At 63.5% G+C, this 24417-nt stretch carries 22 protein-coding genes; 6 read left to right on the top strand and 16 right to left on the bottom strand.

Features of this window, described 5'->3' with window-relative positions; genetic code table 11:
- Nucleotides 1–75 precede the first annotated feature (75 nt).
- Nucleotides 76–3570, top strand: a complete 3495-nt coding sequence (locus BTH42_RS33055; protein ID WP_178392290.1) for an ATP-binding protein — start codon at nucleotides 76–78, stop codon at nucleotides 3568–3570.
- Nucleotide 3571: 1 nt separating this feature from the next.
- Here BTH42_RS33055 and BTH42_RS33050 read toward each other — a convergent pair whose 3' ends face one another.
- From BTH42_RS33050 to BTH42_RS33040, 4 genes are all read right to left on the bottom strand, one after another.
- The gene (locus BTH42_RS33050; protein WP_075305382.1) at nucleotides 3572–3799 is read right to left on the bottom strand and encodes a hypothetical protein; all 228 of its coding nucleotides are present in this window, start codon (nucleotides 3797–3799) and stop codon (nucleotides 3572–3574) included.
- Nucleotides 3800–3812: 13 nt separating this feature from the next.
- Nucleotides 3813–3962 carry a hypothetical protein gene (locus BTH42_RS35745; RefSeq protein WP_178392289.1) on the bottom strand — a complete coding sequence of 50 codons (150 nt, stop codon included), beginning with the start codon at nucleotides 3960–3962 and terminating at the stop codon, nucleotides 3813–3815.
- Nucleotides 3963–4136: 174 nt separating this feature from the next.
- Nucleotides 4137–5405 (bottom strand): condensation domain-containing protein, encoded by a 1269-nt coding sequence (locus BTH42_RS33045; protein WP_075305381.1) that lies wholly within the window; start codon nucleotides 5403–5405, stop codon nucleotides 4137–4139.
- Between the two features lie 52 nt (nucleotides 5406–5457).
- Nucleotides 5458–6738, bottom strand: coding sequence for an epoxide hydrolase family protein (locus tag BTH42_RS33040; protein WP_075305380.1), 1281 nt, complete (start codon nucleotides 6736–6738; stop codon nucleotides 5458–5460).
- Nucleotides 6739–7076: 338 nt separating this feature from the next.
- Between BTH42_RS33040 and BTH42_RS33035 the strand changes: the two genes are divergently transcribed.
- Nucleotides 7077–7877 carry a response regulator gene (locus BTH42_RS33035; RefSeq protein ID WP_083655027.1) on the top strand — a complete coding sequence of 267 codons (801 nt, stop codon included), beginning with the start codon at nucleotides 7077–7079 and terminating at the stop codon, nucleotides 7875–7877.
- 145 nt (nucleotides 7878–8022) lie between these two features.
- Nucleotides 8023–9231 carry a cytochrome P450 gene (locus tag BTH42_RS33030; protein ID WP_075305379.1) on the top strand — a complete coding sequence of 403 codons (1209 nt, stop codon included), beginning with the start codon at nucleotides 8023–8025 and terminating at the stop codon, nucleotides 9229–9231.
- 18 nt (nucleotides 9232–9249) lie between these two features.
- Here BTH42_RS33030 and BTH42_RS33025 read toward each other — a convergent pair whose 3' ends face one another.
- From BTH42_RS33025 to BTH42_RS32980, 10 genes are all read right to left on the bottom strand, one after another.
- A complete protein-coding gene (locus tag BTH42_RS33025; RefSeq protein ID WP_075305378.1) occupies nucleotides 9250–10059 on the bottom strand; it encodes a CoA ester lyase in 810 nt (269 codons plus the stop codon).
- A 61-nt stretch (nucleotides 10060–10120) separates the two neighbouring features.
- The gene (locus BTH42_RS33020) at nucleotides 10121–10867 is read right to left on the bottom strand and encodes a GntR family transcriptional regulator (RefSeq protein ID WP_075305377.1); all 747 of its coding nucleotides are present in this window, start codon (nucleotides 10865–10867) and stop codon (nucleotides 10121–10123) included.
- A 38-nt stretch (nucleotides 10868–10905) separates the two neighbouring features.
- Complete coding sequence (locus BTH42_RS33015) at nucleotides 10906–12096, bottom strand: CaiB/BaiF CoA-transferase family protein (protein WP_075305376.1); 1191 nt, start codon at nucleotides 12094–12096, stop codon at nucleotides 10906–10908.
- Entirely contained in the window at nucleotides 12093–13265 is a 1173-nt protein-coding gene (locus tag BTH42_RS33010) for an acyl-CoA dehydrogenase family protein (protein WP_075305375.1), read from the bottom strand. The genes BTH42_RS33015 and BTH42_RS33010 overlap by 4 nt, the downstream gene beginning before the upstream one ends.
- Nucleotides 13266–13328: 63 nt before the next feature.
- A complete protein-coding gene (locus tag BTH42_RS33005) occupies nucleotides 13329–14777 on the bottom strand; it encodes an MmgE/PrpD family protein (RefSeq protein WP_075305374.1) in 1449 nt (482 codons plus the stop codon).
- Between the two features lie 58 nt (nucleotides 14778–14835).
- Complete coding sequence (locus BTH42_RS33000; protein WP_075305373.1) at nucleotides 14836–16224, bottom strand: MFS transporter; 1389 nt, start codon at nucleotides 16222–16224, stop codon at nucleotides 14836–14838.
- A gap of 146 nt (nucleotides 16225–16370) precedes the next feature.
- Nucleotides 16371–17771 (bottom strand): amidase, encoded by a 1401-nt coding sequence (locus BTH42_RS32995; protein WP_075305372.1) that lies wholly within the window; start codon nucleotides 17769–17771, stop codon nucleotides 16371–16373.
- Nucleotides 17761–17979 carry a hypothetical protein gene (locus BTH42_RS35740; protein ID WP_075305371.1) on the bottom strand — a complete coding sequence of 73 codons (219 nt, stop codon included), beginning with the start codon at nucleotides 17977–17979 and terminating at the stop codon, nucleotides 17761–17763. The genes BTH42_RS32995 and BTH42_RS35740 overlap by 11 nt, the downstream gene beginning before the upstream one ends.
- 103 nt (nucleotides 17980–18082) lie before the next feature.
- On the bottom strand, nucleotides 18083–18592 hold the full coding sequence (locus BTH42_RS32985) for a MaoC family dehydratase (protein ID WP_075305370.1): 510 nt from the start codon (nucleotides 18590–18592) through the stop codon (nucleotides 18083–18085).
- Nucleotides 18593–18919: 327 nt separating this feature from the next.
- The gene (locus BTH42_RS32980; protein ID WP_075305369.1) at nucleotides 18920–19441 is read right to left on the bottom strand and encodes a MarR family winged helix-turn-helix transcriptional regulator; all 522 of its coding nucleotides are present in this window, start codon (nucleotides 19439–19441) and stop codon (nucleotides 18920–18922) included.
- Between the two features lie 556 nt (nucleotides 19442–19997).
- On the opposite strand from BTH42_RS32980, the gene BTH42_RS35235 reads away from it, so the two are divergent.
- Both BTH42_RS35235 and BTH42_RS32975 read left to right on the top strand, forming a co-directional pair.
- Nucleotides 19998–20276 (top strand): hypothetical protein, encoded by a 279-nt coding sequence (locus BTH42_RS35235; RefSeq protein WP_143752309.1) that lies wholly within the window; start codon nucleotides 19998–20000, stop codon nucleotides 20274–20276.
- 65 nt (nucleotides 20277–20341) lie between these two features.
- The gene (locus tag BTH42_RS32975; protein ID WP_075305368.1) at nucleotides 20342–21157 is read left to right on the top strand and encodes a DNA alkylation repair protein; all 816 of its coding nucleotides are present in this window, start codon (nucleotides 20342–20344) and stop codon (nucleotides 21155–21157) included.
- On the opposite strand, the gene BTH42_RS32970 is transcribed toward BTH42_RS32975, so the two are convergent.
- Complete coding sequence (locus tag BTH42_RS32970) at nucleotides 21149–21610, bottom strand: hypothetical protein (protein WP_143752308.1); 462 nt, start codon at nucleotides 21608–21610, stop codon at nucleotides 21149–21151. The genes BTH42_RS32975 and BTH42_RS32970 overlap by 9 nt on opposite strands.
- A gap of 173 nt (nucleotides 21611–21783) precedes the next feature.
- Between BTH42_RS32970 and BTH42_RS32965 the strand changes: the two genes are divergently transcribed.
- Complete coding sequence (locus tag BTH42_RS32965) at nucleotides 21784–22884, top strand: NAD(P)-dependent alcohol dehydrogenase (RefSeq protein WP_075305366.1); 1101 nt, start codon at nucleotides 21784–21786, stop codon at nucleotides 22882–22884.
- 72 nt (nucleotides 22885–22956) lie between these two features.
- On the opposite strand, the gene BTH42_RS32960 is transcribed toward BTH42_RS32965, so the two are convergent.
- Nucleotides 22957–24369, bottom strand: coding sequence for an MFS transporter (locus BTH42_RS32960; RefSeq protein WP_083655025.1), 1413 nt, complete (start codon nucleotides 24367–24369; stop codon nucleotides 22957–22959).
- Nucleotides 24370–24417 lie beyond the last annotated feature (48 nt).

Raw genomic sequence — 24417 nt, 5'->3', positions numbered from 1 at the left:
TCAGGGCTCTTTCGCCGCGGGTCGGCCGCGTGCATAATGATCCGGCCATCGCGGCCGACCAACTCCGCTCAACCTATGCGCCGTCCCCGACAAAGCAGTGAGCTGGGCCAGTTTCACCGCTATCAACACATGTTGATGTACGGCGGTGCGATTGCGTTGACCGTTGCGATTATCGTCGCGCTCGTGATCAATTCGGTCGCGCTGGTCTACAGCTATACGGTCCGCGAATCCGAGCTGCTGTCGTTCCAGGTCGGCACGATCGAAGACATCGTCGTGGCGGCCGAAACCACGATGCGCAATAACGCGCAGAGCGTCGAGCGCGCGTGGAACAGCGGCACCGAGGCGCCCGCCGCAGTCGGTGAACAGTTTCGCCGCAACGGCAATGTGCTGCCGCTCGAGTCCTCTCCGCTTCGTCCGCCGTCGATGGTGATCGGCTCGTCCATGTCGAATCAGGTCACACCTTTGGCGCGCCGCTTTACGTTCCTGACCGAGGGGTTGATCGGCCCAATGAGTGGGATTGTCGCGCGCAATGGAGAAGTGACGGCCTACCTTTTCAGCGTCGATCAGTCGGTGCTCGGTCTGATCGTGCAGCCCTCGCCTTCCAATCAGTACTTCGCGAAGCTTCTGGTGAACCGTTCCACGCTGTTCTCGACGCTGGTCGGCCCCACCAGCAAAGTGCTGCTTTCGCCCGACGCGGTCCGGCCCGCGCGTAACCGGCAGGGCATGGTGGTGACCCCGATCAGCTGGCTGCCGCCCTACGACAGCCCGGTGTCGGGCCACCGCAGTGTCCGCCTCGCGACAGCGTTGCTCGATTCGCAGAGCAAACCATTTGGCATGCTGGTCGCCGAGGTGCCGTTGTCGCGACTGACCGCCCCGCTGCCCGTGTCCGCTGCCGACGGCGCATTCCTGCTGCTCGCGCGCGACGGAAGCGTCATTGCGTCGGCATCGCCATATCCGATCGACCAGCGCACGGTGAACGCCGCCCGCGAGGCGCTAGCAAGCGGCATCGGTGAGGCCAAACGGCGCGTCAGCCACGGTGGCTACTGGCTGTCGGGCTGGACCATCGGCAACACTGGCTGGACGCTCGTCTATGCGGCGCCGTGGCCGAGCTTCGCGAGCCGATTCCGTCACGTCCTGCTGCTGCCGTCGCTGCTCACGATCGGCGCGCTCATCGTCGTGATCTGGGCACTCGTGCTGCTATTCGACCGGCGCGTCTATCGGCCGGTGCTGCGGCGCTCGCATCGCGTGTTCGAAAGCGAGCGGCTGAGCCGAACGCTGATCAAGACCGCGCCGGTCGGGCTCGGCCTGATCTCGTTGAAGAACGGTACGCCTTTGCTGCGCAGCCCGACCATGGTCGAAACGGCGCAACGCGTGGTGGTGTCGGAACCGACTCTCGCGTCCGCACTGGCCGCGCGTTATCGCGCGCTGCGCAAAGGCGATACGCTGCCGCGCAATGCGGTCATGCACGAGGAGTTCACATTGCCCACGCATGACAGCGAGCCGGTCAATCTGGCTGTCAGCGTGGTGCCCGAACGCTATCGCGGCGAGGACGTGCTGGTCGTCGCGTTTACCGACGTGACCGTAAGCAGGCGTCTCGAACAACAGCTTCGCGAAGCGCGCGAGGCCGCGGATCAGGCCAACGCGGCAAAGTCCGTGTTTCTCGCGACGATGAGCCACGAAATCCGCACGCCGCTCAATACCGTGCTCGGCAATCTCGAACTGCTCGCGCAGACGCAGCTCGACACGCGGCAACGCGAACGGCTGACGACGATCCGCACGTCGTCCGACAGCCTGCTATCGATTATTAGCGACGTGCTCGACTTCTCGAAGATCGAGGCCGGCGAAATGACGCTCGAACACATCGAATACGATGTGCTCGATGTGATTGCGCACTCGCTGACGATGTTCGCGCCAGTCGCGCACGCCAAACATCTGCGGCTCGCCGCCAAGCTCGGCAGCGCCACCTCGCGGCCGATGCGCGGCGACCCCACTCGTCTCGCGCAGGTCATCAACAACCTGCTGTCGAATGCGCTGAAGTTCACCGAACAGGGTGAAGTGCTGCTGCGTATGACGGCGCCCGACACGACCGCGCTGCAAATCGAGGTCGAGGACACCGGCATCGGCATGACCGACGAGCAGCAACTATACGTGTTCGAGCCGTTCAATCAGGCAGACGCGACGATCAGCCGACGTTTCGGCGGCACCGGTCTCGGATTGACGCTGTGTTCCCGGCTGATGCAGGCAATGGGCGGCAGCATTGCGGTGCGCAGCGAACCGGGCAAAGGCAGTTGCTTTACGGTGCGCGTGCCGCTCGGCGATCCCGAGGCAAGCCCCGGAATGCCGCAATTCGCCGGCGAAACCATTGCACTGGTCGCCGCCGACGATGCGTGGCACGACGGCATCGCAGCGGCGCTGCGGGCGTGGGGACTGTCGCTCAAAACGTACCGCCATCCGGCACTGATCGAGCAGGAGACGCTCGACGAAGTCGAGGCGGTGATTTTCTGCGGCGCGCGCGATACATGGCACGCGGACGACGAACGCGCGGTTCTCGACGACGCGTCCTGGGTGATCGACTGCAGCGCGACAGCTTCGGCTTATCCTGCCGCCACGGGCCACCTGCTGCGGGTATCGAGCTTCAGCCTGAAGGGGCTCGAGCAGGCATTGCAGCACGCATTGCACGGCGCGCCACTCGACAGCCCGACCGACGCACCGCAGGTGCTGCCGCGCCGGCTCATGGTACTGGTCGCGGAAGACAATCCGGCGAATCGCAGGCTGTTCGAAGAGCAATTGGCGGTGCTGGGCTGCGAGGGAACGTTGGCCGACGATGGCCGGCAGGCACTCGATGCGCTTGCGGCGCAACGCTTCGACATCCTGATCACCGATCTATGGATGCCGGTGATGGACGGCTACGCGCTTGCTCACGAAGCACGCGCACGCTGGCCGGAGATGCCGGTGATCGCGGCGACCGCGTCTGTCACGCTCGAAGAGCGCGAGCGCTGCGAACAGGCCGGGATCGTGCGGGTGGTCACGAAGCCGCTGTCGCTCGCGCGTTTGCGCGCGGCGCTCGCGGAGGTTGCCGGCTTGCCCGGCGCCGTGCCTTCGACCGAACACGATGACGACGAACAGCAAGCGGACGACGGCCTGCTCGGCGAGCGCGCGTTGCCGGTCTCGGTGCGCGAATCGTTCCTGGAGTCGTTTAATGGGTCGCTCGCGACGCTGGCCGCTGCGCAGCGCGACGACGATGCAACGCGCGTGCTCGCGGAGTTGCATTCGTTACGCGGTGCGCTGCGCTTTTTCGGTGCGACGGAGTTGGACGAAGCTTGTGCGCTGTTGCAAAGCGCGGTACGCGAACACGGCGTCAGCGCCGCTACGTCCCAGCTCGATGCGTTCGATATCGAGGTTCAGGCGACCATGCTGCATCATGCGCAAACCGCGCGCGAGGCGCTGTCGATGCTACTGGCTGGCGCGCAGCGCGCTACATCGGCCGATGTGGAAAGCCGGTTGTTGCGGGTGTTGCAGGCTGCATCGCAGGGGCCTTCTGTCGATGCGAAGCAGACGGATCCGGGTTGAGTCAGTCAGTAAGCAGGAAGCAGATCCACAAGATCAGAACAAAGGACGCGAGCATGCACATCATGCCTGCACGGGTGAGAATGGCCGGCCACCGCGCGCGCGGTAAAACTTCGATCGGGGTCGTGCTTGTCACCGACAGTAGATCGTGCTGCACCATCAGCGTCGCGATCGACAGGCACGCCACCGTCAGCACGACAGCAACAATTCGCAATGCCAGGATCAAGTCCATGGCGGGGTTCCGTTCAGCGGCAGCCGCAGGACGGACGACGAGCCGCGAACAGCTTGCGCAACCGCGCAATCAGTCGCGCGGGGTTGAACCGGAAGTGGCTGTGACGCGTGATGCCCGCACGAACATGCAGGTCCGACACTTCAATCAGAAAAATTGGGCTCATGACGCTCTCCGTATTTATATTCAAGGGGTAAGGAGATCGTATGCGAGAGGCCTCGCGCCCGAAATAAAACAAATCCGAAAGCACTCTGTCCCTGAACGACAAGTCTGAGACAGCGGGTTTTATCGCGGTCGTGGATTACAGCGCCGGCCACGCCGGCGCCCTCACCTCACCACATCAAACCACAACCGCGTCGCCCAACACCGCCTGCACTTCACCGAGCAACCCCGGCATCGCGTTATAGCTAGCCTGGGTCAAACGCAGCACACCGCCCAGCGTGCAGACGCCGATCACCTGATCGTCCGCGAAACCCGAGCTGACCATCGGCCCCCACAGCGCGTTCAGCGTAAAGCCGTCATAACTCGAAGCGATCGGTTCGCGGCCAAGGTTCGACAGCAGTACGTCGAACGCAAGCACATGAGAAAGGAATCCGGCGTCGTCCTCGATCGACGGATTCGTCGCGATGAAGCCATCGAGCGCTTTGGTTTCCTGCACGACCGACGCGTGCGTTTGCGCCGGTGCAAGCAGTGCCTTGACCTCGCGCGCCGCGTCCCAGAACGGCGCGCCGCGCGGATGCTCGTCGACGGTAATGGTCTGGGTGATGTACACCCCATTGGCCCGGCCCATCCCGCCGACCGTTGCGCGTACGTCGATCGGCGATACGGTGCGAACTGGCCGCTCACGCCACGTTCGCGAGATACGCCGCCCTGCTTCATGCACCGCCGCCGCGACCGCGCCATGCACGGTGGTGCGCTCGCTACGCGCGCGCTCCACAATGGCTCGCGTCAGTTGCGCGCTGAGCGCCAGCGAGGCGAGTTCGGCGCGACCGCCGACGGCCGGCCGGAACGCCTTGGCCTGAGGAGCAGGCGTGGGTGCGCCGGAGACAGCGGCCGCGTCCATCTGCGTTCTCAACAGACTTTCGAGCGGCGGCGCGACGGGTAGCGGCGTGAGCGAGCCGCCCGCAAGCGCGCGCAGCAGATCTTCGAGCAGATACGCGGCTCCCATGCCGTCCAAAACCGAGTGATGCGCGGCCAGCACGATGGTCGACCCGCTCGCGCGCTGCAACACAGTTACGCGCAGCAGCGGCGCGTTCGACCAGTCGAACGGCGCGCTCAATTCGATCGCCGCTTCGACTTGCCACGATTGCTGCGCATTCTCGACCACGCGCAACGGTATCCGCGCACCGGGATCGCGACGGAAAACCGGCGCGGCCACCCCATCGGCAACGATGCGCGCGCCCAGCAACGGATGCCGCTGTTGAAGCGCGAGCAACGCCGCATCCCACGCGCTGGGCGTAAACACGCGGTCGATTTCCGCGACCAGTGTGAAATGAATCGACCGGTTCCGATCGATCAGCCAGAACAGGTGTTCGGTACTTCCAAGTGGCCGGATCAAATCCGGCTCCGGTTTCTGGGTGGATTCGAGGTTCGCTTGCAGGTTCTGCATCTGAGTTCCGTTTTCAAAAAGGAGAAAAGATCAATGCGAAAACGCCGTACTCTCAAGCCAGCTTGCGCATCGGCCTGAAGCCCGCACGCACTTCCTGCGCGAACAACAACGGTTCTTCCCACGCGGCGAAATGGCCACCTTTATCGACCGTATTGAAGTACACGAGGTTGTGGTAACTGCGTTCCGCCCAACTGCGCGGCGCCTGATAGATCTCCCCCGGAAAAACGGTAATGGCGGTCGGCAACGCGATATCCACCGCATTGAAATTATTCGAGTGATCTTCCCAGTAAATCTGCGCGGACGAGGTTGCGCTATTGGTCAGCCAATAAAGGGAGATGTCGTCGAGAATTTCGTCGCGGCTCAGCGAGCGCTCGGGAATGCCGCCGCTATAGGTCCATTGCGAAATCTTGTCGTACATCCACGCCGCCTGACCCACCGGCGAATCGGCCAGCGCATAGCCGACCGTCTGGGGGCGCGTGACCATCATTGCCGAATAGCCGCAGTTGTCTCGATAGAACACATTGAGCTTTTCATATGCGCGCTTTTCGTCCGCCGACAGACCGCCGGGTGCCGGCTCGCCGAGCGCGAGTGATTTCGCGATCTCAGGCGGCACTGTCGCCGGCATGTTCACGTGAATCCCGATCAGCCCTTTCACGTGCTGCATCGCCATCCGGTGCGAGACGACCGAACCACAATCGCCGCCCTGCGACACGAAGCGCGTATAACCGAGTCGCGCCATCAGTTCGCCCCACGCACGCGCGATATGATCCGAGCCCCAGCCCGGCGTGGTCGGTTTGCCCGAGAAACCGAAGCCGGGTAGCGATGGCACGACCACGTGGAACGCGTCGTCGGCGCTGCCGCCGAACGCGGTCGGATCGGTCAGCGGCCGGATCGCCTTGGTCAGCTCGAAGATCGAGCCGGGCCAGCCGTGCGTCATGATCATCGGTAGCGCGTTGTCATGGCGCGAGCGCACGTGAATGAACTGGATATCCAGTCCATCGATTTCGGTGACGAACATCGGAAACTCATTCAGTTTCGCTTCGCCCTTGCGCCAGTCATAACCGTTGCCCCAGTACTGGATCAATTGCTGCATTCGCGCGAGCGGCACGCCCTGCGATTCGTCGGCGACGGTTTCCTTCGCGGGCCAACGGGTATTGGCGAGCCGCTGCCGTAAATCGATCAATAAAGCATCCGGGATATTCGCCTTGAATGGGCGGATTTCCGCGCTTTGTGTCGCCGCATAGATCGCTTGCGGAAACAATGCAAATGCGCCGGTCGCGGCGGAAGCGGCAAGCAGATTGCGCCGCATTGGAGAGAAATCGTTTGCAGACATATTTGGCATCCTGTTGATGAGTATGGGCGAATCGGCCCGGACGACACGCCAGCGCGGCGCTGCCGCGCCGGCAATCGTTTATGGCACTGTCGCCACTCATTTAATACGGGCTGTGTATCCGCAGTTTGTCGGTAATGTAATGTTTCGTATGCGGTGTATAAGCATCGAGCGAACGAAGCCTATTCTCTATTGGTAGGGAGTCGAGTTATACGAAGGTATAAGGCGCCTAATCCTTAATCATCTGCCGCCTCAATCCACAATCGAATGGCCCAATCGCCCGCTTCCGATTAATCTGCTAACAGCGCATCGACAGCCCTTCTGTCGCGCTTCTGACGATCATGGAAAAAATCGATCACATACTGGTCGTCGACGACGACCGCGGCATCCTCGACCTGGTTACCGGCTATCTCGAGCGCAACGGCATGCAGGTGTCGAGCGCGTGCAATGGAAGGGAGATGCATCGGTATCTGGGCCGGCATGCGCCCGACCTGATCCTGCTCGACCTGGCGCTGGCCGGCGAAGACGGTCTCGCGCTGTATCGTGCGCTGCGTGAAACCCATCGCGCGGTGCCGGTCGTGATGCTGACCGCGCGCAGCGATGTCACCGACCGCATCATCGGGCTGGAGATGGGCGCGGACGACTGCATCGCGAAGCCGTTCCAGACCCGCGAGCTGCTCGCGCGGATTCGCGCGGTGCTGCGCCGAACCCGGATGCTACCGCCGGATTTGCAGCCGGTCGACGACACGCCGGTGCTCAGCTTCGGCGAATGGCGGCTCGACACCACCGCGCGCCATCTGCTCGAATCCGACGACACGGTCGTTGCGCTCAGCGGCGCCGAATATCGTTTGCTGCGGGTGTTTCTGAATCACGCGCACCGCGTGTTGACGCGCGACCAGTTGCTCAATCTCACGCAGCGCCGCCACGCCGATCCGTTCGACCGCTCGATCGATCTGCTGGTGAGCCGGCTGCGCCAGAAGCTGAACGACACCGCCCGCGCGGCGCGCTACATCAAGACGCTGCGCAACGAGGGCTACATTCTTGCCGCGGCGGTCAGCGCGGTGCCGCGCCAGGCGACGGAGCGCGTCGAGCAGCCGTACGTGAGACGAGCGCGAGCGGCGTTGTCGCTGGTCGGGTGTTGAACTATTTCCACTTTCTTAACGAAGCGATGGTTCGCCACGGTATGATCGCGGCCATCGCGATACCGGCCCACGCAATGTTCCGCACGTTCTTCTAGACGCGGTAGAACACCAACACGCCGCGCCGGCCCAACCGTCCCCTACAGACATGCAATTTTCCGACTTCTCCTCGCCCGCCTTCTTCGCCAATCCCTATCCGCTCTACGAAAAGATTCGTGCCGCCGGGCCGATCCTGCCGGTGGGTCCGAACGCGTTCGTGACCGGGCGCTTCGCGATCATCGACGCGTTGCTGCGCGACCCGCGCATGGGCAAGACCTATCTGCAAAGCGTGGCCGCGCGCTATGGCGCGGAAGCGACCGTGCAGCCGGTGTTCCAGTCGTTGAACCGCACGCTGCTGATGATGAATCCGCCCACGCATACGCGGCTGCGCGCGCTGCTGATGAAAACCTTCAACGCGCGCGGGATCGAAAAACTCACTTCGATCGTCGAGGCGACCACGCATGAATTGCTCGAACAGATCGGCACGCGCGCCGAGTTCGATCTGGTCAGCGAGTTCGCGTTGCCGTTGCCGGTGCGGATCATCTGCCGGCTGCTCGACGTGCCGGTGGCCGACGCGAGCGCGTTGGGCGACGCCGCCGCCCGGCTGGTCGCCGCCTTCGATCTCGCGCCGCTCGACGCAACCGGCTTACAGGCTGCCGACGAAGCGGCGCTCACGCTCGAGCGTTACTTTCACGGCGTGATCGAACAGCGTCGCGCGCAAGCGGGCGACGATCTGATCTCCGCGATGCTGAGCGTCGAGGACGAAGGCGCGCGTCTCAGCGACGACGAAGTCGTGTCGAACGCGGTGCTGCTGTTTATCGCCGGCCACGAAACGACGTCGAACATGATCGGCAACATGACGATCGCGCTGTTTCGCCATCCTGAGCAGATGGCGGCGTTGCAGTGCGATCCCGCGCTGATGCCGCGCGCGATCGCCGAGTGCATGCGCTACGACGGCGCGGTGCAGATGCTGGTGCGGACCGCGTTCGAGGACATTTCGCTGGGCGACGTGACGCTTGCGCGCGGCTCGGTCGTATTCATGTTGACCGGTTCGGCCAATCGCGACCCGGCCGCGTTTGTCGATCCCGATACGCTGGATTTCGCACGCAACGCGAGTACGCAATCGGTCGCGTTCGGCGCGGGGATTCACTATTGCCTGGGCGCACGGCTCGCCGCGCTGGAACTCGAAGTCGCGATGCGCGCGCTGCTTGCGCGTTTCCCCGCGATGAGTCCGGTGGATCTCGATGGCTTGAGCTGGCATCGACGCAACAACCTGCGCGGCGTGACGTCGTTGCGCGTGCGGACCAACGCGGGTTGAACAACCCGCGCGGACTGTTCAGCCCAACTGCGCGACGATCGCCCTCGCCCGCTCGACAACCGGCCGGTCGACCAGTTTGCCGTCCACCGCGATCGCGCCCGCACTGCCGTTAGCGATCGCGTCGAGCACGCGACGCGCCCACGCGGATTCAGAATCGGTCGGCAAAAAGCCGCGCTTGACCGTGTCGACCTGGCGCGGATGGATGCACAGCTTCGCGCCCATCCCAAAGCGGCGCGCGTGGCTCACGTCGGCAGCGAGCGTGGCTTCATCGTCGATAGCGAGCGTCACGCCATCGACCGGAGCCGGCAATCGCGCGTGACGCGATTCGATCACCAGTTGCGTGCGAATTGGATCGAGCGGCGCGCGGTCGTCGCCGATGCCGGCGTCCGAGCAGAAATCGAACGAGCCGAATGCGAGACGCGAGAGCCCCTGCACCGCCGCGATATCACGCAACCGCACGACCGCATCGACGGTTTCGATCAACGCATAGAGAGTTTGCGAATCGCGCAACGACGCGCGCAGATGAGCCAGATCGCTCGCGCGTTCGGCTTTCGGCAGCATGATCCCGGCGACGCCGGGTAACGCCGCGAGCCGCAAATCGTCTTCATGCCACGGGGTATCCACACCATTGATCCGCACCAGCACACGCGAATCCGCGCCATGCTGTTCGAGCCAGTCGTGCAGCGTGTCGCGGGCCCGCGTTTTCGCATCGGGCAACACCGCGTCTTCGAGATCGAGAATCACACGGTCCGCGCCGCTCGCGAGTGCCTTGTCGAAGCGCTCGGCGCGCTCGCCGGGCACGAACAGATAACTGCTTGCCGCCTTCATCTTTTGGTCCTTTGCGCGGGCGCTTCACGTTGAAAGAGCGTCCGTGCAAAGGACCGCGTCTTCAGGTGGTGCGCCAGTCGCGCTGAAATGTTTCCAGATAACTGAAGCGCTCGGACGGATGGATACTGATTGCCGCTTCCACCACTTCCTCACGCCGGTTCAGATAACGCCGGCAAATCCACAGCGCCGGCGAGCGGGCCTGCGTGTTCAGCAGCCGCGCCTGCGCGGCGGTGATCAGCGTCGCGCGAATCTCCTGCTGGACCGCCGCGATCTGCTCGCCGAACTGCTGTTCGATCAGCGAGTAGATCGGCGTATGCGCATGACCTTCGACTTCCACCGCGCGAAACGCCGGGTGAATATAGATGTCGCTCACGCAGATCGGCTCGGCTTCGTTCTCGCTCCGACGCACGCCCTCCAGATGCAGCCAGGTTTCGCCGCGGCTCGCGCGCAGTACTTTCGCGAGCGCATCGTCGACTTCGACCAGATCGCTGCCGAGCAGCGTCAATTCGGTATCGGTCGTGTACTGGTGCAGGTCGTTCAGTTGCCGCATCACCTGCTGGTAACCGCTGACCGCCTCGCGCGCCAGTACCCGCGTGCCGACGCCCGGCTGCCGGTCGACCAGTCCCATCTGCACGAGCCGCCGCACCGCTTCGCGCACCGTGTGGCGGCTCGCGCCGAACTGTTCGCACAGATCGAACTCGGTCGGCAGGAACGCGCCGACCGCATAGCGCCCGCTGCGGATTTCGTTGATGAGCGTCTGCGCCATCTGCAGATAGCGCGGCTGCTGATTCAGCAAAGGTGTGGTCATACGGGGAACCGGCAGGGCCGGCGGCGAAGGCAATGCTGTCATTGCACCACAGCTTGCCGGCGTAGCCAAGCGATCGTGTCGTCCGGGAATCCGGCCTCGCGCAGCACTTCGTCGGTGTGCTCGCCCATCTTCGGCGCGGCGCGCATCGGCAACGCTTCGTCGATGCGCACCGGCGAGGCCACACCGCGGATCGGTCCGTGCTCCGGATGCTCGAACGCGACCACGCGCTGCTGCTCGGCGACGAACGGGTTGTCGAGCGCTTCGGCCACGTCATAGACGGGAGCTGCCGGCACCTTGCCCGCGAAGCGTTCCATCCATGTCGCGGTGTCGGCGGTCATCAGCACGTCGTCGAGTTCGCGGCGCACGCGGTTGCGGTGTTTCAAACGCGCCGCGTAGTTGCATAGCTCAGGGTCGTCGATCCATTCGGGTTTGCCCAGCACGTTCGCGAGCACGCCCCAGAACTTCTCCTTGTTGCACATCAGGAAGATCCAGCCGTCCTGGGTGCGATAGAGTTCGCTCGGCGTCAGCGACGGATGGCTCGAACGCGGCTCGCGTTTCGTCGTATGGCCGCCGTTCAGATACCAGGTCGCCACGTATGCGAGGTTATGCAGCGCGACGTCGAACAGGCTCACGTCGACGTCGCGCCCGCGCCCGCTCGCGCGCGCTTCGACGATGCCCGCGAGCAGCGCCATCGCCGCGGTGGTGCCGGTCATCAGGTCGATGATCGACAGCCCGAAGCGCGCGGGCGGCCCGTCGGGCTCCCCGGTCAGCGACAGATAACCCGCTTCGGCCTGCATCAGATAGTCGTAGCCGGGCCACGCCTTGCGCGAGCCGGTGCGCCCATAGGCCGACAGATGCGCGCACACGATGGCAGGATTCGCACGCGCGAGCGCCGCGTAATCGAGCCCGAGGCTCGCGGGCAGATCGCCGCGCAGATTGTCGAATACCGCATCCGCTTTCTCGACCAGCTTCAGCAGTACTTCCTTGCCCTCGCTGCTCTTCAGATTCAGCGCGATGCTGCGCTTGTTGCGGTTGAACGCCTCGTAGAAGTGGCTGTCGCCGGGGCCGAAGTAATGCGGGCCGACCGCGCGGCCGACGTCGCCGCCATCGCTCGCGTTTTCGATCTTGATCACGTCCGCGCCGAGATCGGCCAGATGCTGGGTCGCGAACGGCCCCGCGCCGTACTGTTCGACCGCGATGATGCGCAGTCCCGAAAGCGGCAGGCTCATACCGGACTCCTTGCGATCAGTTGTTTGGCGATGATGATCCGTTGCAATTCGTTGGTCCCCTCGCCGATCACCAGCAGCGGCGCGTCGCGATACAGCCGTTCGATGTCGAACTCTTTCGAATAGCCGTACGCGCCGTGGATGCGCATCGCCTCGGTGGCGTTTTCGACGCCCGCTTCGGTCGCGAAGTACTTCGCCATGCCCGCTTCCATATCGCAGCGTTCGCCGCGATCGTAGGCTTGCGCGGCCGCGTCGACCAGCAGACGCGATGCGTGCACGCGCGTCGCCATTTCGCCGAGCTTCAGCTGGATCGCCTGGTGTTCGCAGATCGGTTTACCGAAGGTCTTGCGCATCTGGCTGTACGCAACCGATGCATCGAGCGCGGCCACCGCGATGCCGAGCCCGCGCGCGGCGACGTTGATGCGCCCGAGTTCGAGGCCGCCGAGAATCTGTTGCAGACCGCGCCCTTCGACGCCGCCGATCAAACGGTCGGCCGGCACGCGGTAGTCGTCGAAATTCAGCTCGCAGGTGTCGATCCCCTTGTAGCCGAGCTTTTCGAGCTTGCGGCTCACCTCGAAGCCCGGCCCCTTCTCCGCGATCAGCAGACTCATGCCTTTGTGACGCGGCTGCGCGGCGGCATCGGTCTTGACCAGCAGCACGAGGCAGTTGCCGTACAGGCTGTTGGTGATCCAGGTTTTCGCGCCGTTCACCACGTAGTGATCGCCGTCGCGCCGCGCGCTGGTGCGGATCGCCTGCAGGTCGGTGCCGCAATCGGGCTCGGTCAGACCGATGCCGCCGCGCAGTTCGCCGGTCGCGAAACGCGGCAGAAACTCGGCCTTCTGCGCGTCGGTGCCGTTGCGCTGCACGGTCATCGCCATGATCAGGTGCGAATTGACGATGCCGCTCAGCGACATCCACACCGCCGACATCCGTTCGACGATCCGCGCATACGTGCGCGCGGACAGACCGAGACCGCCGTACTCGGGATCGATCATGCAGCCGAACAGGCCCATTTCTTTCATCTGCTCGACGATTTGGGCCGGATATTCGTCGGCCTTTTCGAGCGCATGCACGTACGGCTTTACTTCGGACTTCAGGAAACGGTCGAGCATGTCGAGGATCAGCGTGTCGTCCTCGCCCTGCTCCAATACGTTGTCATCCACTTGGGACATATCACTTCTCCGGACTGCGAATGGATTCGGTTTCTGAACTTCTTGCGATTCACTTCGTTAGATTCAGACGGCTTCGCCGAGCACCGCGTGCCACGCGCCGGGCGGCAACGTATCGAGCGACAGCACGGTTTCACGGATTTTCTCGATGCGCGCCTCGGGCAGCGCGCGGCCCGCATTGGCGCGGTACTTCGCGACGATTTCGTCGTTCGACAGCGGCCGGTCGGCGCTGCCGCGATTCACCGCCTCGCGATGCGACAGCGTTTCGCCGTTCGCCAGTTCCAGACAGACCTCGCCGGTGTAGTGACGCGGGAACGTGCTGGCCGGGTCGATCTCGTAGTCGACCTTCGCGGCCAGCGCGAGTACCGCGTCGTCGCGCAGCGCGGCGGGCTCCAGTTCGTCGAGCGTGAAGCGCCCTTTCAGCAACGCGCTCGCGGTCACGTACGGCACGCTGAATTGCGCGTCGTACGCATTGGCCGGACGGCGCTTGTTCGCGACCGGCTCACAGACTACCTTGACGACGCCCTCCGGCACCTTCACGCGAATCCGGCCGACCTGCTCGATCATTTCGGTTAGCTGATAACCGCGCCGCTGCCATTCGTGATGCAGCGCGGTGCCCGCATCGGCGAACGCGTGCGTGAAATGGCAGGCCGGCACCGGTTTGATCGCGACTTCGTCGATCTCCCACTTGTCGCCGAGCGCGGCGGTCGCGAGCGCGAGGTCCGCGTTGCCGCGCTGCTCGCCGAGATAGCTGGCAAAGAGGCCAAAGCGCCCTTCATACGGCGCCGACGCGCCGACATAGCCGCGCGACGCGAGTGCCGCCGCGGTGTACGCCGATTGCGCGGCCCAGCCCGGATGCATGCGCTTGGTCCACGCGCCGTCCTGCAGGAATTCGAGGCTGCCGCTCGCCATCGACAGCGCAATGCCCTGCGCCATCCGCGCCTGCTGTTGCGTGAGGCCAAGCAGACGCGCGGCCGCCAGCGCGCAGCCGAAAATCCCCACCACGCCGGTCGGATGAAAACCGACCTGATGGAAGCCGCTCTTCGCCACGGAACCGATTCGCGTGGCCGCCTCCATCCCCGCGATATACGCGGCGAGCGTTTGCGCGCCGTCGAGCGGACGGCCGTCGGTCACGCCGAACACGCACGGCAGCACGCTCGCGGTTGCGTGGATCACACCGCGCGAATGGGTGTCGTCGAAATCGAGGCCGTGCGCGAGCACGCCGTTCATCACCATCGCATCGCGCGCGCCCAGCACGCGGCCATGACCGATCACGGTCGCGTCGCCGCTGCCGAGCACCGAGAGTCCGTCCATTGCAACGCGCGCGAAATCGGTCGAATGCGCCGCATACGCGAGACCGATTGCATCGAGCAGCAGATGCTTCGCGCGCTCACGCACCGCTTGCGGAACGTCTTCGAGTTTCAGTTCGAGAGCGAACTTCGCGAGTTCACCGGAGATGCCGCCCGCCGTGCTGTCCGCTTGCCGATCGTCGTTGCGTAAAGCCTGGGTGCTCATGTGTGCTCCTGTATTTTTTAATAGGCGACGCGCGTCGCCTGCTGCGTGAGTGAGTTGTTCAGCGTTCCGCGTGCGCGGTAGCCATTCCGGTGACGTCGTCTTCGACCACCGTACCGATCTCTTCGAGCGACTGTCCGCTGGTCTCGACGCGCAGCACCAGCAGCGCGACGATCAGCAGGCTCAGAACGCCGATCACCATCGCCAGCACGCCGCTGACGCCGAAGTTCTGGAACAGCGCGACCGCCACATAAGGCGTGCACATCGACGCGGCGCGGCCGCAGACGCCGGCGAAGCCGGTGCCGCGCAACCGGAACGCGGTCGGGAACAGTTCGGGGATATAGCCGTAGAGGCCGAGCGTGACGAACGTATAGATCGACGTCACCAGCGCGAAGCCGATGATCGAGATCGCGACGGGATCGCGCATCTGCGGATAGATGAAGCCGAGCACGATGGTCGCGAGCGAGAACACGATCAGCCCGCGCTGCCGTCCCAGACGATCGCCAAGCAGATAGCCGACCACCGCGCCGCCGGGCGCGCCGAACGCCATCAGCGTGACGAAGCCGAGCGACTGCACGACGGTGAGCCCTTCCTTGACGAAGAACGTCGGCAGCCACGCGACGAAGCCGTACACCGACACGTTGACCGCGATGCAGACGAGCGCCGCGACCATCGTGCGGCCGATCACCGGCCGCGTGAACAGCACCGACAGCGGCAGGTGCCGCGGCGTGACCGGCTGCGCGCCGAGCACCGGCGGCAGCTTGCCGGTTTCGCGCTCGACGTCGGCCTCGATCGCGGCGAGCGTCGCTTCGGCCTCGGCGGTGCGCCCCACCGATTCGAGCCAGCGCGGCGACTCCGGCATCCGTTTGCGCATGACCCAGATCACGATCGCGCCGGCGCCGGCCAGCGCGAACATCCAGCGCCAGCCCAGATGCGGAATCACCACGTAGCCGACGCTGGTCGCGATCAGCAGACCCGAATTGATCACGAGTCCCATCAGCGAAATCCAGCGGCCGCGATACGCGGGCGGCACGAATTCGCACAGCGTGCCGGCGGCGACCACCAGTTCCGCGCCGAGTCCGAGACCCATCAGAAAGCGCAACACGATCAGCGTTTCGATGTTCGGCGCGAAGCACGCGAACAGCGACGCGACTCCGAACACCGCGAGATTGATCTGATACGACGCACGACGGCCGAAGCGATCGCCGACCCAGCCGGCCAGCGCCGAACCGATCAGCATCCCGAAGAATGTCGCCGAAATAAAAGCAGCATTGGTTTGCAGCGTCGAGAAGCCCGACTTCACCATCGCGGCCAGCACGCCGGCCGCGAGATAGACGTCGAACGCGTCGAGCACGGCGCCGCCGCTGATCAGCCCGAGAATTCTCCAATGGAAGCGCGCAAGCGGCAGCCGGTCTAGCCGGGCGCCCGCGTTGACAGACGAAGCGTTCATGCGATTGTCTCCTGAACGATGCGGCATCCGCCGGTCTGGGCCAGCGTGATGCGGTGCCGAGTGGCATTACACGATTAGTGATCCTTTCTGTTGCTGAGCTTGTTGCTAAGCTTGTTGCTGAACTGCTGATACGAAGCTTTTGTTTTTCAGGTGCTGCTTGCGGGCTGCGGCAGGATCGACGGCAGATGCCAGTCGGTATGACGTTGCAGTTGGTGCGCGACACGCAGCAATGCGTCCTCGCTCCACGGACGGCCGATCAGCTGCACGCCGATCGGCATGCCGTTGCCGCTTTTGCCCGCCGGCACGCTGAGGCCGGGCAAGCCCAGATAGTTGATGCCGCGCGTCCAGTACGAGAAGTTGCCGAAGCGCCGTTCGATTTCGTCGGCGTCGCCGTCGAGCGTGTCCGCGATCGTCGGCACCGCATACGGCAGCGTCGGCAGCAGCAGTGCCTGGGCGCCGCCGCCAAGGTATTGGTCGACGAAGCGCGTCATCGACGCCGCGCGCAAGCGCAGTGCGTCGACATAGCGGGTAGCCGGATACAGCAGCCCGCGTTCCAGCCGGCGCAGAACCTGCTCGCCGTATTCGGCGCGGCACTCGCGCAGCCACTTCGCGTGGATCGACGCCGCTTCCGCGCCGAGCACCAGCGTCGCCAGTGCGCCCGCTTCGCGCAGGTCCGGCATCGGCACTTCGCGCAGCGTCGCGCCGCACGATGCCAACGCATCGGCCACGCGCCTCACTGCCGCGCGCACTTCGTCAGAAACCGGCGCGTCTTCGGAGAAAGCCGGAATGGCGATGGTGTCGTCGCGGGTCAATGGCCGCTCGATCGCGGTTTCGAAGTCGCGGGGGCCGGTCGCGAGGCATTGCGGATCGGTCGGATCGGCCGCCCAGATCGCTTGCAATAGCGCGGCCGCGTCCTGTGCGGTGCGCGCGAGCACGCCGACGCAATCGAGACTCGGCGACAACGGCATCACGCCGCGCACGGATATCGCGTGCTGGGTCGGTTTGATGCCGGTCACGCCATTCACCGCCGCCGGAATCCGCACCGAGCCGCCGGTATCGGAGCCGAGCGCGCCCGCCACCAGCCCGCGTGCCACCGCGATACCGCTGCCGCTCGACGACCCGCCGCTCACGTGCTCATCCGACCATGCATTGCGGCCGTGACCCAGGTGGGCATTGAAGCCCGTCGGGCTCATCGCGAACTCGGCCATGTGTAATGCGCCGAGGTCGATCGCACCGGCCGCGTCGAGGCGTTGCAGCACCGTGGCGGTTTGCGCGGGACGATGGCCGGCGAGAATCCGGCTACCGCATTCGCTCAGTTCGCCGGCGCGGAAGAACATGTCCTTGTGCGCGAGCGGCGCGCCTTGCAGGCGATTCTTCTGCACGCCTTGAGCGATTCGGCGATCGACCGCGTGTGCTTGCGCCAACGCGGCTTCTTCGCGCAGCCGGACAAAACCACCGCGCGGTCCCGCTTGCGCCGCTTCGCGCAGCGCGGCTTCGATACGTGATGTACTGGTCGACGCGGGAAGCGCGAGCGTTTCAGCGCGCATGGCTCGGCTCCAGTTGCTGCAGCGTGGACGTGAAAGTGTCGGGCGCGAGCCAGTCGAGCGCGTCGGCTGCCGTGCCCACTGCTTGCACGGTCGCGTGCGCGGCCACGACCAGCGCGGCCGCATGTGCGAGGCTCAGCGGCGCGGAGCCGAATTGCTCCGCCCACGCTCGTGCGCCCGCTTTCCAATCGATCAAGCTATCGTCCGACATGCGAATCCCTATGCAATTGCCGCGTTACGGCTACGGTTACGGTTACGGTCGGAAAAACCGCGACGCCTGAGCGCCGCGCACGCTGAAGGCTTCATTTATTCGATCAATCGCCGACGCCATATCCGCGTTTCGGAATCAGCGCGCTGCGCACGAAGTCCATCACCGCGACGCCGTTCTGGTTGAACGCTCGCGTATGCACGGTGACGATCCCCTGCGTCGGACGCGAGCGCGACTCGCGCTTCTCCAGCACTTCGGACTCCGCATAAAGGGTGTCGCCGCAAAACACCGGCGCGGTCAGTTTGATTTCCTTCCAGCCGAGATTCGCGATCGCCTTGCCGCTGACGTCGTTGACGGTCATGCCGAGCACGATCGCAACAGTCAGGCCGCTATTGACCAGCAACTGGCCGAATTCGCTTTTCGCGGCGTGCGCGGCGTCGCAATGCATTGGATGAAAGTTCATCGTCAGCAGCGAGAAATGGATGTTGTCGGCCTCGGTAATCGTGCGGCCGGGGCGATGCTCGTAGATGTCGCCGATTTCGAAGTCTTCCAGATAGCGCCCGTAACTCGCGCGGATGCGGCGCGTTTCGACACCCTGTTCCCGTTTCACGTCCATGGCTTGCGTCTCCGGTTCGACCTACTTTGTTTGGTCATTGTCACTTTGTACGGACAAAGTATTGGGCGAAGAAAAACCGCTGTCAAGGAGCGGTTTGGGAGATTTCGGCCAGGGTTTATGCCGACGAGGGCGGGAATGGAATTTGTGTGCTCCGTGGGCGCAGCGCGTCGAGTCTGCGATGTAAAGCAACCGGCCTCATCACATTCAGCGTCCGTGGCCGCCAGGTCGCCCAACTGAGACCTGCTGATAAGGAGCGGCAGGCGTTACTTCCGAGCGCTCGACACGATGAGCGTATCCAACGGGCGACGCCGCGAGAACGAGTACTTATTAAGTTCGAGCGGGCCGCTGTTCCGGTGGCAATTCCGCCGTGCCGACGCTGCTCGCCACCTTCGTCAGCATCTGCGCGAATAACGCTCGCTCTTGCGTGGAAAGATTCGAGAACAATCCGCCAATCCAGCGACTGTGATGTTCAAAGACGAGCTTTGCAACCTGTTTGCCTTTCCGCGTCAAGCGGATACGCAGCGCGCGCCGGTCTGCAGGGTCTGCTTCACGTCCAATCAGGGCATCATTTTCCAACCCGTCAAGCAGGCCGGTCACCGTCGCACGTGAAACGCCCGCCTGGTCCGCTAGCACTGCGGGCGCCAATCCCTCTCCGGCGGCATCGAGCAGAAAGAGAATGACAAAGCGGCCCTCCGACAACCCATGCGGCGTAAGCAGCGATGCGCAGTTCCGGTCGATCGCCGTGGCAAGTGAAAGCACCTGAAAACATAGCTGAATGCCATCCAGATTCGGGACACTACGCCTCGCGGCTTCCTTCAGCAAGGCCGTGTACTTCTGCTCCATTTTCATTGAAAACCACCTTATTACCCGTTGCGTAATTCTATGTAGCACAGCTTTGGCAGTCATGCCGCGGTTATTGATTTGCTCCGCAAATTGCGCAGTGAAGTTTGCGCCGATCTTTGGAGCATTCAATCAGCGCTATCGCAACCGTCAATTTGCCTGTTATGCCAGACAGGTATCTCAATACTTTCAATATCTTGACAGATTTGATCGGCGAAGCCAATATAGTTAGGCGCCATATTATGTTTTTTGATAAGTCAAATCCTGAATCAGAAAGTAGATCGGTTCAACTTCGTAGGTGTCTGAATGGGAGATCTCACACGACTCTCAACGAGAAGAGGCAATTCTTGAATGTCGTGTGGATCGCATATCGGGATATAGAAATTAGGCGAATCCAGCATTGCAGCTAAATTGATTCGACCGCTTGGCGTCTGAGCGATAAATACGCTACACGATTGAATTTTATGAGGTAATGCAGTCGATTTTCTCTGGCTGAGTGCTCCAGATAATTATTGCGAGAGGCATCGGAACTCTATTGATTCAGTTTTATTCGTCAGGAGACAAGGTGTTTGTTTTTGATAAAGGGCGTGAAATTACAGCAGGAAAGCGCATTTTCAGTCCGAAGGACAAATTGAGAAGCAGGCGGCATTGGTTGAATCGCCTGATCCCGGGTGCCGTTTATCTCCGTGCCATGACCAGACGGTTGGTGGTCGATTTGGCGGAACTGAAAGGTGTTTCGATTTGCATGGCGGATACGTTGGAAGTGCGGGAGAAAGCATTTCAGCATGATGCATGTTGCCTACGTAGATCGGGGCATTGCTATCGCAATCCGCGTGGGTTTTAAATTCTCGCCCTTTCACCTTTACGCGCAGCATCCTGGCGCCGCGAACTCACACATGGAGCTTCACGATGTCCCGTCTGTCCGCTGACAGGAAGGCTGCCCTGGAAGGAGGCACGCATTCCACCAGGAACCTGTCGGAATGCCTGGCAATCGATCAGGCCGCGCTGGCGCGTGCCGTATTGCCGGATATTGGACTGGCGACAGCACTCCCCGATGTCCTCCAACGGCTCGACAAGCAGGCGTCCAAAGGCATCAGCCATCAGATTGCCGTCATTGGTATGGCGATCGGCATCGCGTTGCACGGCATGAAGAAGGACGTGGCCAGACAGATCGCGCAACGGCTATCCAGCCACCCGTCGGATACGGTGCGCTCGTGGACCGCTTTTGCGCTGACGCGAGCCGATCCGACTTTTTCGCTGCGTGACCGGCTCGCAGCGGTGCGGCCGTTCGCTGCGGACACGCATTTTGGCGTACGCGAGTGGGCGTGGATCGCAGTGCGCCCGTATATCGCGGCCGAGCTGGTTCCAGCCGTAACGTTGTTGCAGGGCTGGACGGACTCACCCGACCCGAACATCCGCCGTTTCGCGGTAGAGAGTACGCGACCACGCGGAGTGTGGTGCGAGCATATCGGCCAACTCAAGACGAACCCGGGTATGGGACTTCCGCTGCTCGAAGCACTCAAGGCCGATAACGCGCGGTATGTCCAGGACTCGGTCGCCAACTGGCTCAATGACGCGAGCAAGACAGCCCCTGCGTGGGTAGTGGCTCTGTGCGAGCAATGGACTTCGACCGCCAATCCCGCCACCGATCGCATCGTCGAGCGGGCGCTGAGGACCGTGCGTAAAGGCGGCAATGCCGCTCGTCCGGCTAAGCGTTCAGGTTAGATATTTCAACCTTGGGTTGGCCACATGGCTCACGGCGTCCGACGAGCTCGGCACATCGTTCGCGTTGAAGAGCGGATTAGGCGACGACAGGTTCGACATCTGGTTGTTAATCGAGCGGACCTCGGATTGCAGATCGAACAGTTGGCTGCCGTTAACGGCAGCCGAACTCCTCGCAGAGATATCCCCATTGCGTACGCTCGCTACCACGCGGTTGCCGTCTTGATCTGCCATGTTGATCGACATGCCGCCCGTGTTAGCACCCACCGTAATGAAACCGGTGGCCGCGCCCTGCTCCACCAAACCGATCGGGCCGTTGATCTGGTTCTGGATATTCGTGATGTTGTCCGTATTGGCCGTCGTGCGCTGATCGATCTTGCTGAGCGCGTCACCGACGTTGTTCACGGTCACGCCGCCGATGCAATCTAATGTTTGACGAAACGAAGGAAAAGACATGCATATCGTCTTACAAGCCAGAAACGGACGCCGTTCGACAGGCGTTTTTTCCGCAGGACATCTGCACGTCTCCAAACATCTGCTAATTTAAAGTGGCGTCGCGCTGCCTCATCCGCATCACCCGCGCACGCCCCGTTGCGAGTCCCGGTTGACCTTAACGTAAGGAGATGTTGATGAGCGCGATGATGAAAGCCGCCGTATTCATCGAACCCGGCCGTATCGAACTGACGGATAAACCGTTGCCCGACGTGGGCGCGAACGATGCGCTGGTGCGCATCACGACCACCACGATCTGCGGCACCGACGTGCATATTCTGAAAGGTGAATACCCGGTCGCCAAAGGCCTGACGGTCGGCCACGAGCCGGTCGGCGTGATCGAAAAACTCGGCAGCGCGGTGAGCGGCTACGAGGAAGGCCAGCGCGTGATCGCCGGCGCGATCTGCCCGAATTTCAATTCGTACGCGGCGCAGGACGGCGTCGCATCGCAGGACGGCAGCTATCTGATCGCCAAAGGCCAGTGCGGCTGCCACGGCTACAAGGCGACCGCGGGCTGGCGTTTCGGTAATCTGATCGACGGCACCCAGGCCGAATACGTGCTGGTGCCCGACGCGCAGGCGAACCTCGCGCCAGTGCCCGACGGACTCACCGACGAGCAGGTGCTGATGTGCCCCGACATCATGTCGACCGGTTTCAAGGGCGCGGAAAACGCGAACATCCGGATCGGCGACACGGTGGCGGTATTCGCGCAAGGACCGATCGGCCTGTGCGCAACCGCGGGCGCGCGGCTGCTCGGCGCGACTACGATCATCGCGGTCGACGGTAACGATCATCGCCTGGACATGGCGCGCAAGATGGGCGCCGACGTCGCGCTGAACTTCAAGAATTGCGATGTGGTCGACGAGATTCTCAAGCTGACCGGCGGCCGCGGCGTGGATTCGTCGATCGAGGCGCTCGGCACTCAGGGCACGTTCGAATCGGCGCTACGGATTCTGAAGCCGGGCGGCACGCTATCGAGTCTCGGCGTCTACTCGTCCGACCTGACGATTCCGCTGTCGGCGTTCGCGGCCGGCCTCGGCGATCACAAGATCAATACCGCGCTGTGTCCCGGCGGAAAAGAGCGGATGCGGCGTTTGATGAACGTGATCGAATCGGGCCGTGTGGACCTCGGCGCGCTGGTCACGCATCAGTACAAGCTCGATGACATCGTGACTGCTTACGAGCTGTTTGCGAATCAGCGCGATGGGGTGCTGAAGGTCGCGATCAAGCCGCATTGATCGGTGGGTGAAGTATTGGCACGGGTGGCAGAGCTTCATGGTGCTCCGCCACGCCGGCTCACATCGCGAGCATCACTCCCCGCTCCCCACCCGCCCAGGCACCGCCAGCACCGCAAGCGCCGCCGCCAGCCCCGCTCCCGCGAACGCATAAAAATTCCACGGCAACGGCGCGCCCGCCTGGGCCAGCGCACCGCCGATCAACGGTCCGACGATCGCACCGAAGCGCCCTATTCCCAGCGCCCAACCGATTCCGGTCGCGCGATTGCGCGGCGGGTAGTAGCGCGTGATGTACGCGCCGAGCAGCATCGTGTTGCCGATCGTGCCGACGCCGGCGATGCCGACCAGCACATACGTTTGCGCAAGGCCATGCGCAAACGGCAATGCGCACAGACTCGCGGCGGCCAGCAGATACAGCACGCTGACCACCGACTTCGAGCCGATCCGGTCGGCCAGCGCGCCGCCGAGCAGCGACCCCACCGCCGCGGTCGAATTGAGCGTGACCAGCAACGCGAGGCTCGAGCCGAGCGGAAAGCCGGCCTTGCGCATCAGTTGCGGCAACCACGTGCTGAGCCCGTAGAGCAGTAGCAGCCCCATGAACATCGCGATCCAGAAAGCGAGTGTCGCGCGCAGGTGGGATGCGTCGAACAGCGCGCGAATCGGCGCGGCTTTCGAGGCACGCCCGGCACTCCCGGCATTCACGACCTTCCCGGCTTGCGCGCCGTTGCCGGCGTGCGCGGCGCCATCGAGCGCCGGATGCCGAATCCCAAGTCCCCGCGCAACCGAGCGCGCTTCATCGATCCGTCCACGCGCCAGCAGAAAATCCAGCGACTCCGGCAAATAACGCGCACACAATGCCACCAGAATCAGCGGCGCGGCGCCCACGCCGAACAGCCAGCGCCAACCATGCGTGGGCAGCCAGTGCATCGCGAGCAGCGCGACAACGATGCCGCCCAACGAATAACCGGTGTAAATCAACGCATAGTTGAACGAACGACGTCGCGGCGGCGAGTACTCGACGGTCAGCGCCGCAGCGGTCGGCACGACGCCACCCAGGCCCAATCCGCCGACGATCCGCGCAACCACGAACCAGCCCGGCGTCGGCGCGAGCGCGGCGGCCGCCATCATCGCGGAAAACAGCGCCGCGCTGCCGAGCAGCATCCAGCGCCGGCCGATCATGTCGCTGAGCGTGCCCGCGCCCATCGCGCCGATCATCATCCCCGCCAGCGAACAACTGGCGATTGCGCCCAGTTGCAGCGCCGACAACGACCAGTCGGTGCCGTGCGTGAGCATCGGCAGCACCGCGCCGTAGATCGCGACGTCGTAGCCTTCGGCGAGGATCATCGCGAGACAGATCGCGACGATCCGCACCGTTACCCGCGTGGGGATTTCAACGTTGCCGATGTCGATGCGATGACCGCCTTCGTTGACGACGCGCCCCGCCGTGCCGTTGCGTGATGCTTCTGTGGTTGATGACCATGTACTCATCGCCGTGTGCTCCTCCTATTGTTATCGTGCGAAATTTTTTCTGCGTTT

Origin of the sequence: Burkholderia sp. SRS-W-2-2016, from assembly GCF_001931485.1 — a bacterium.
GTDB lineage: Bacteria > Pseudomonadota > Gammaproteobacteria > Burkholderiales > Burkholderiaceae > Paraburkholderia.
This window is presented reverse-complemented; position numbering and strand designations above follow the sequence as displayed.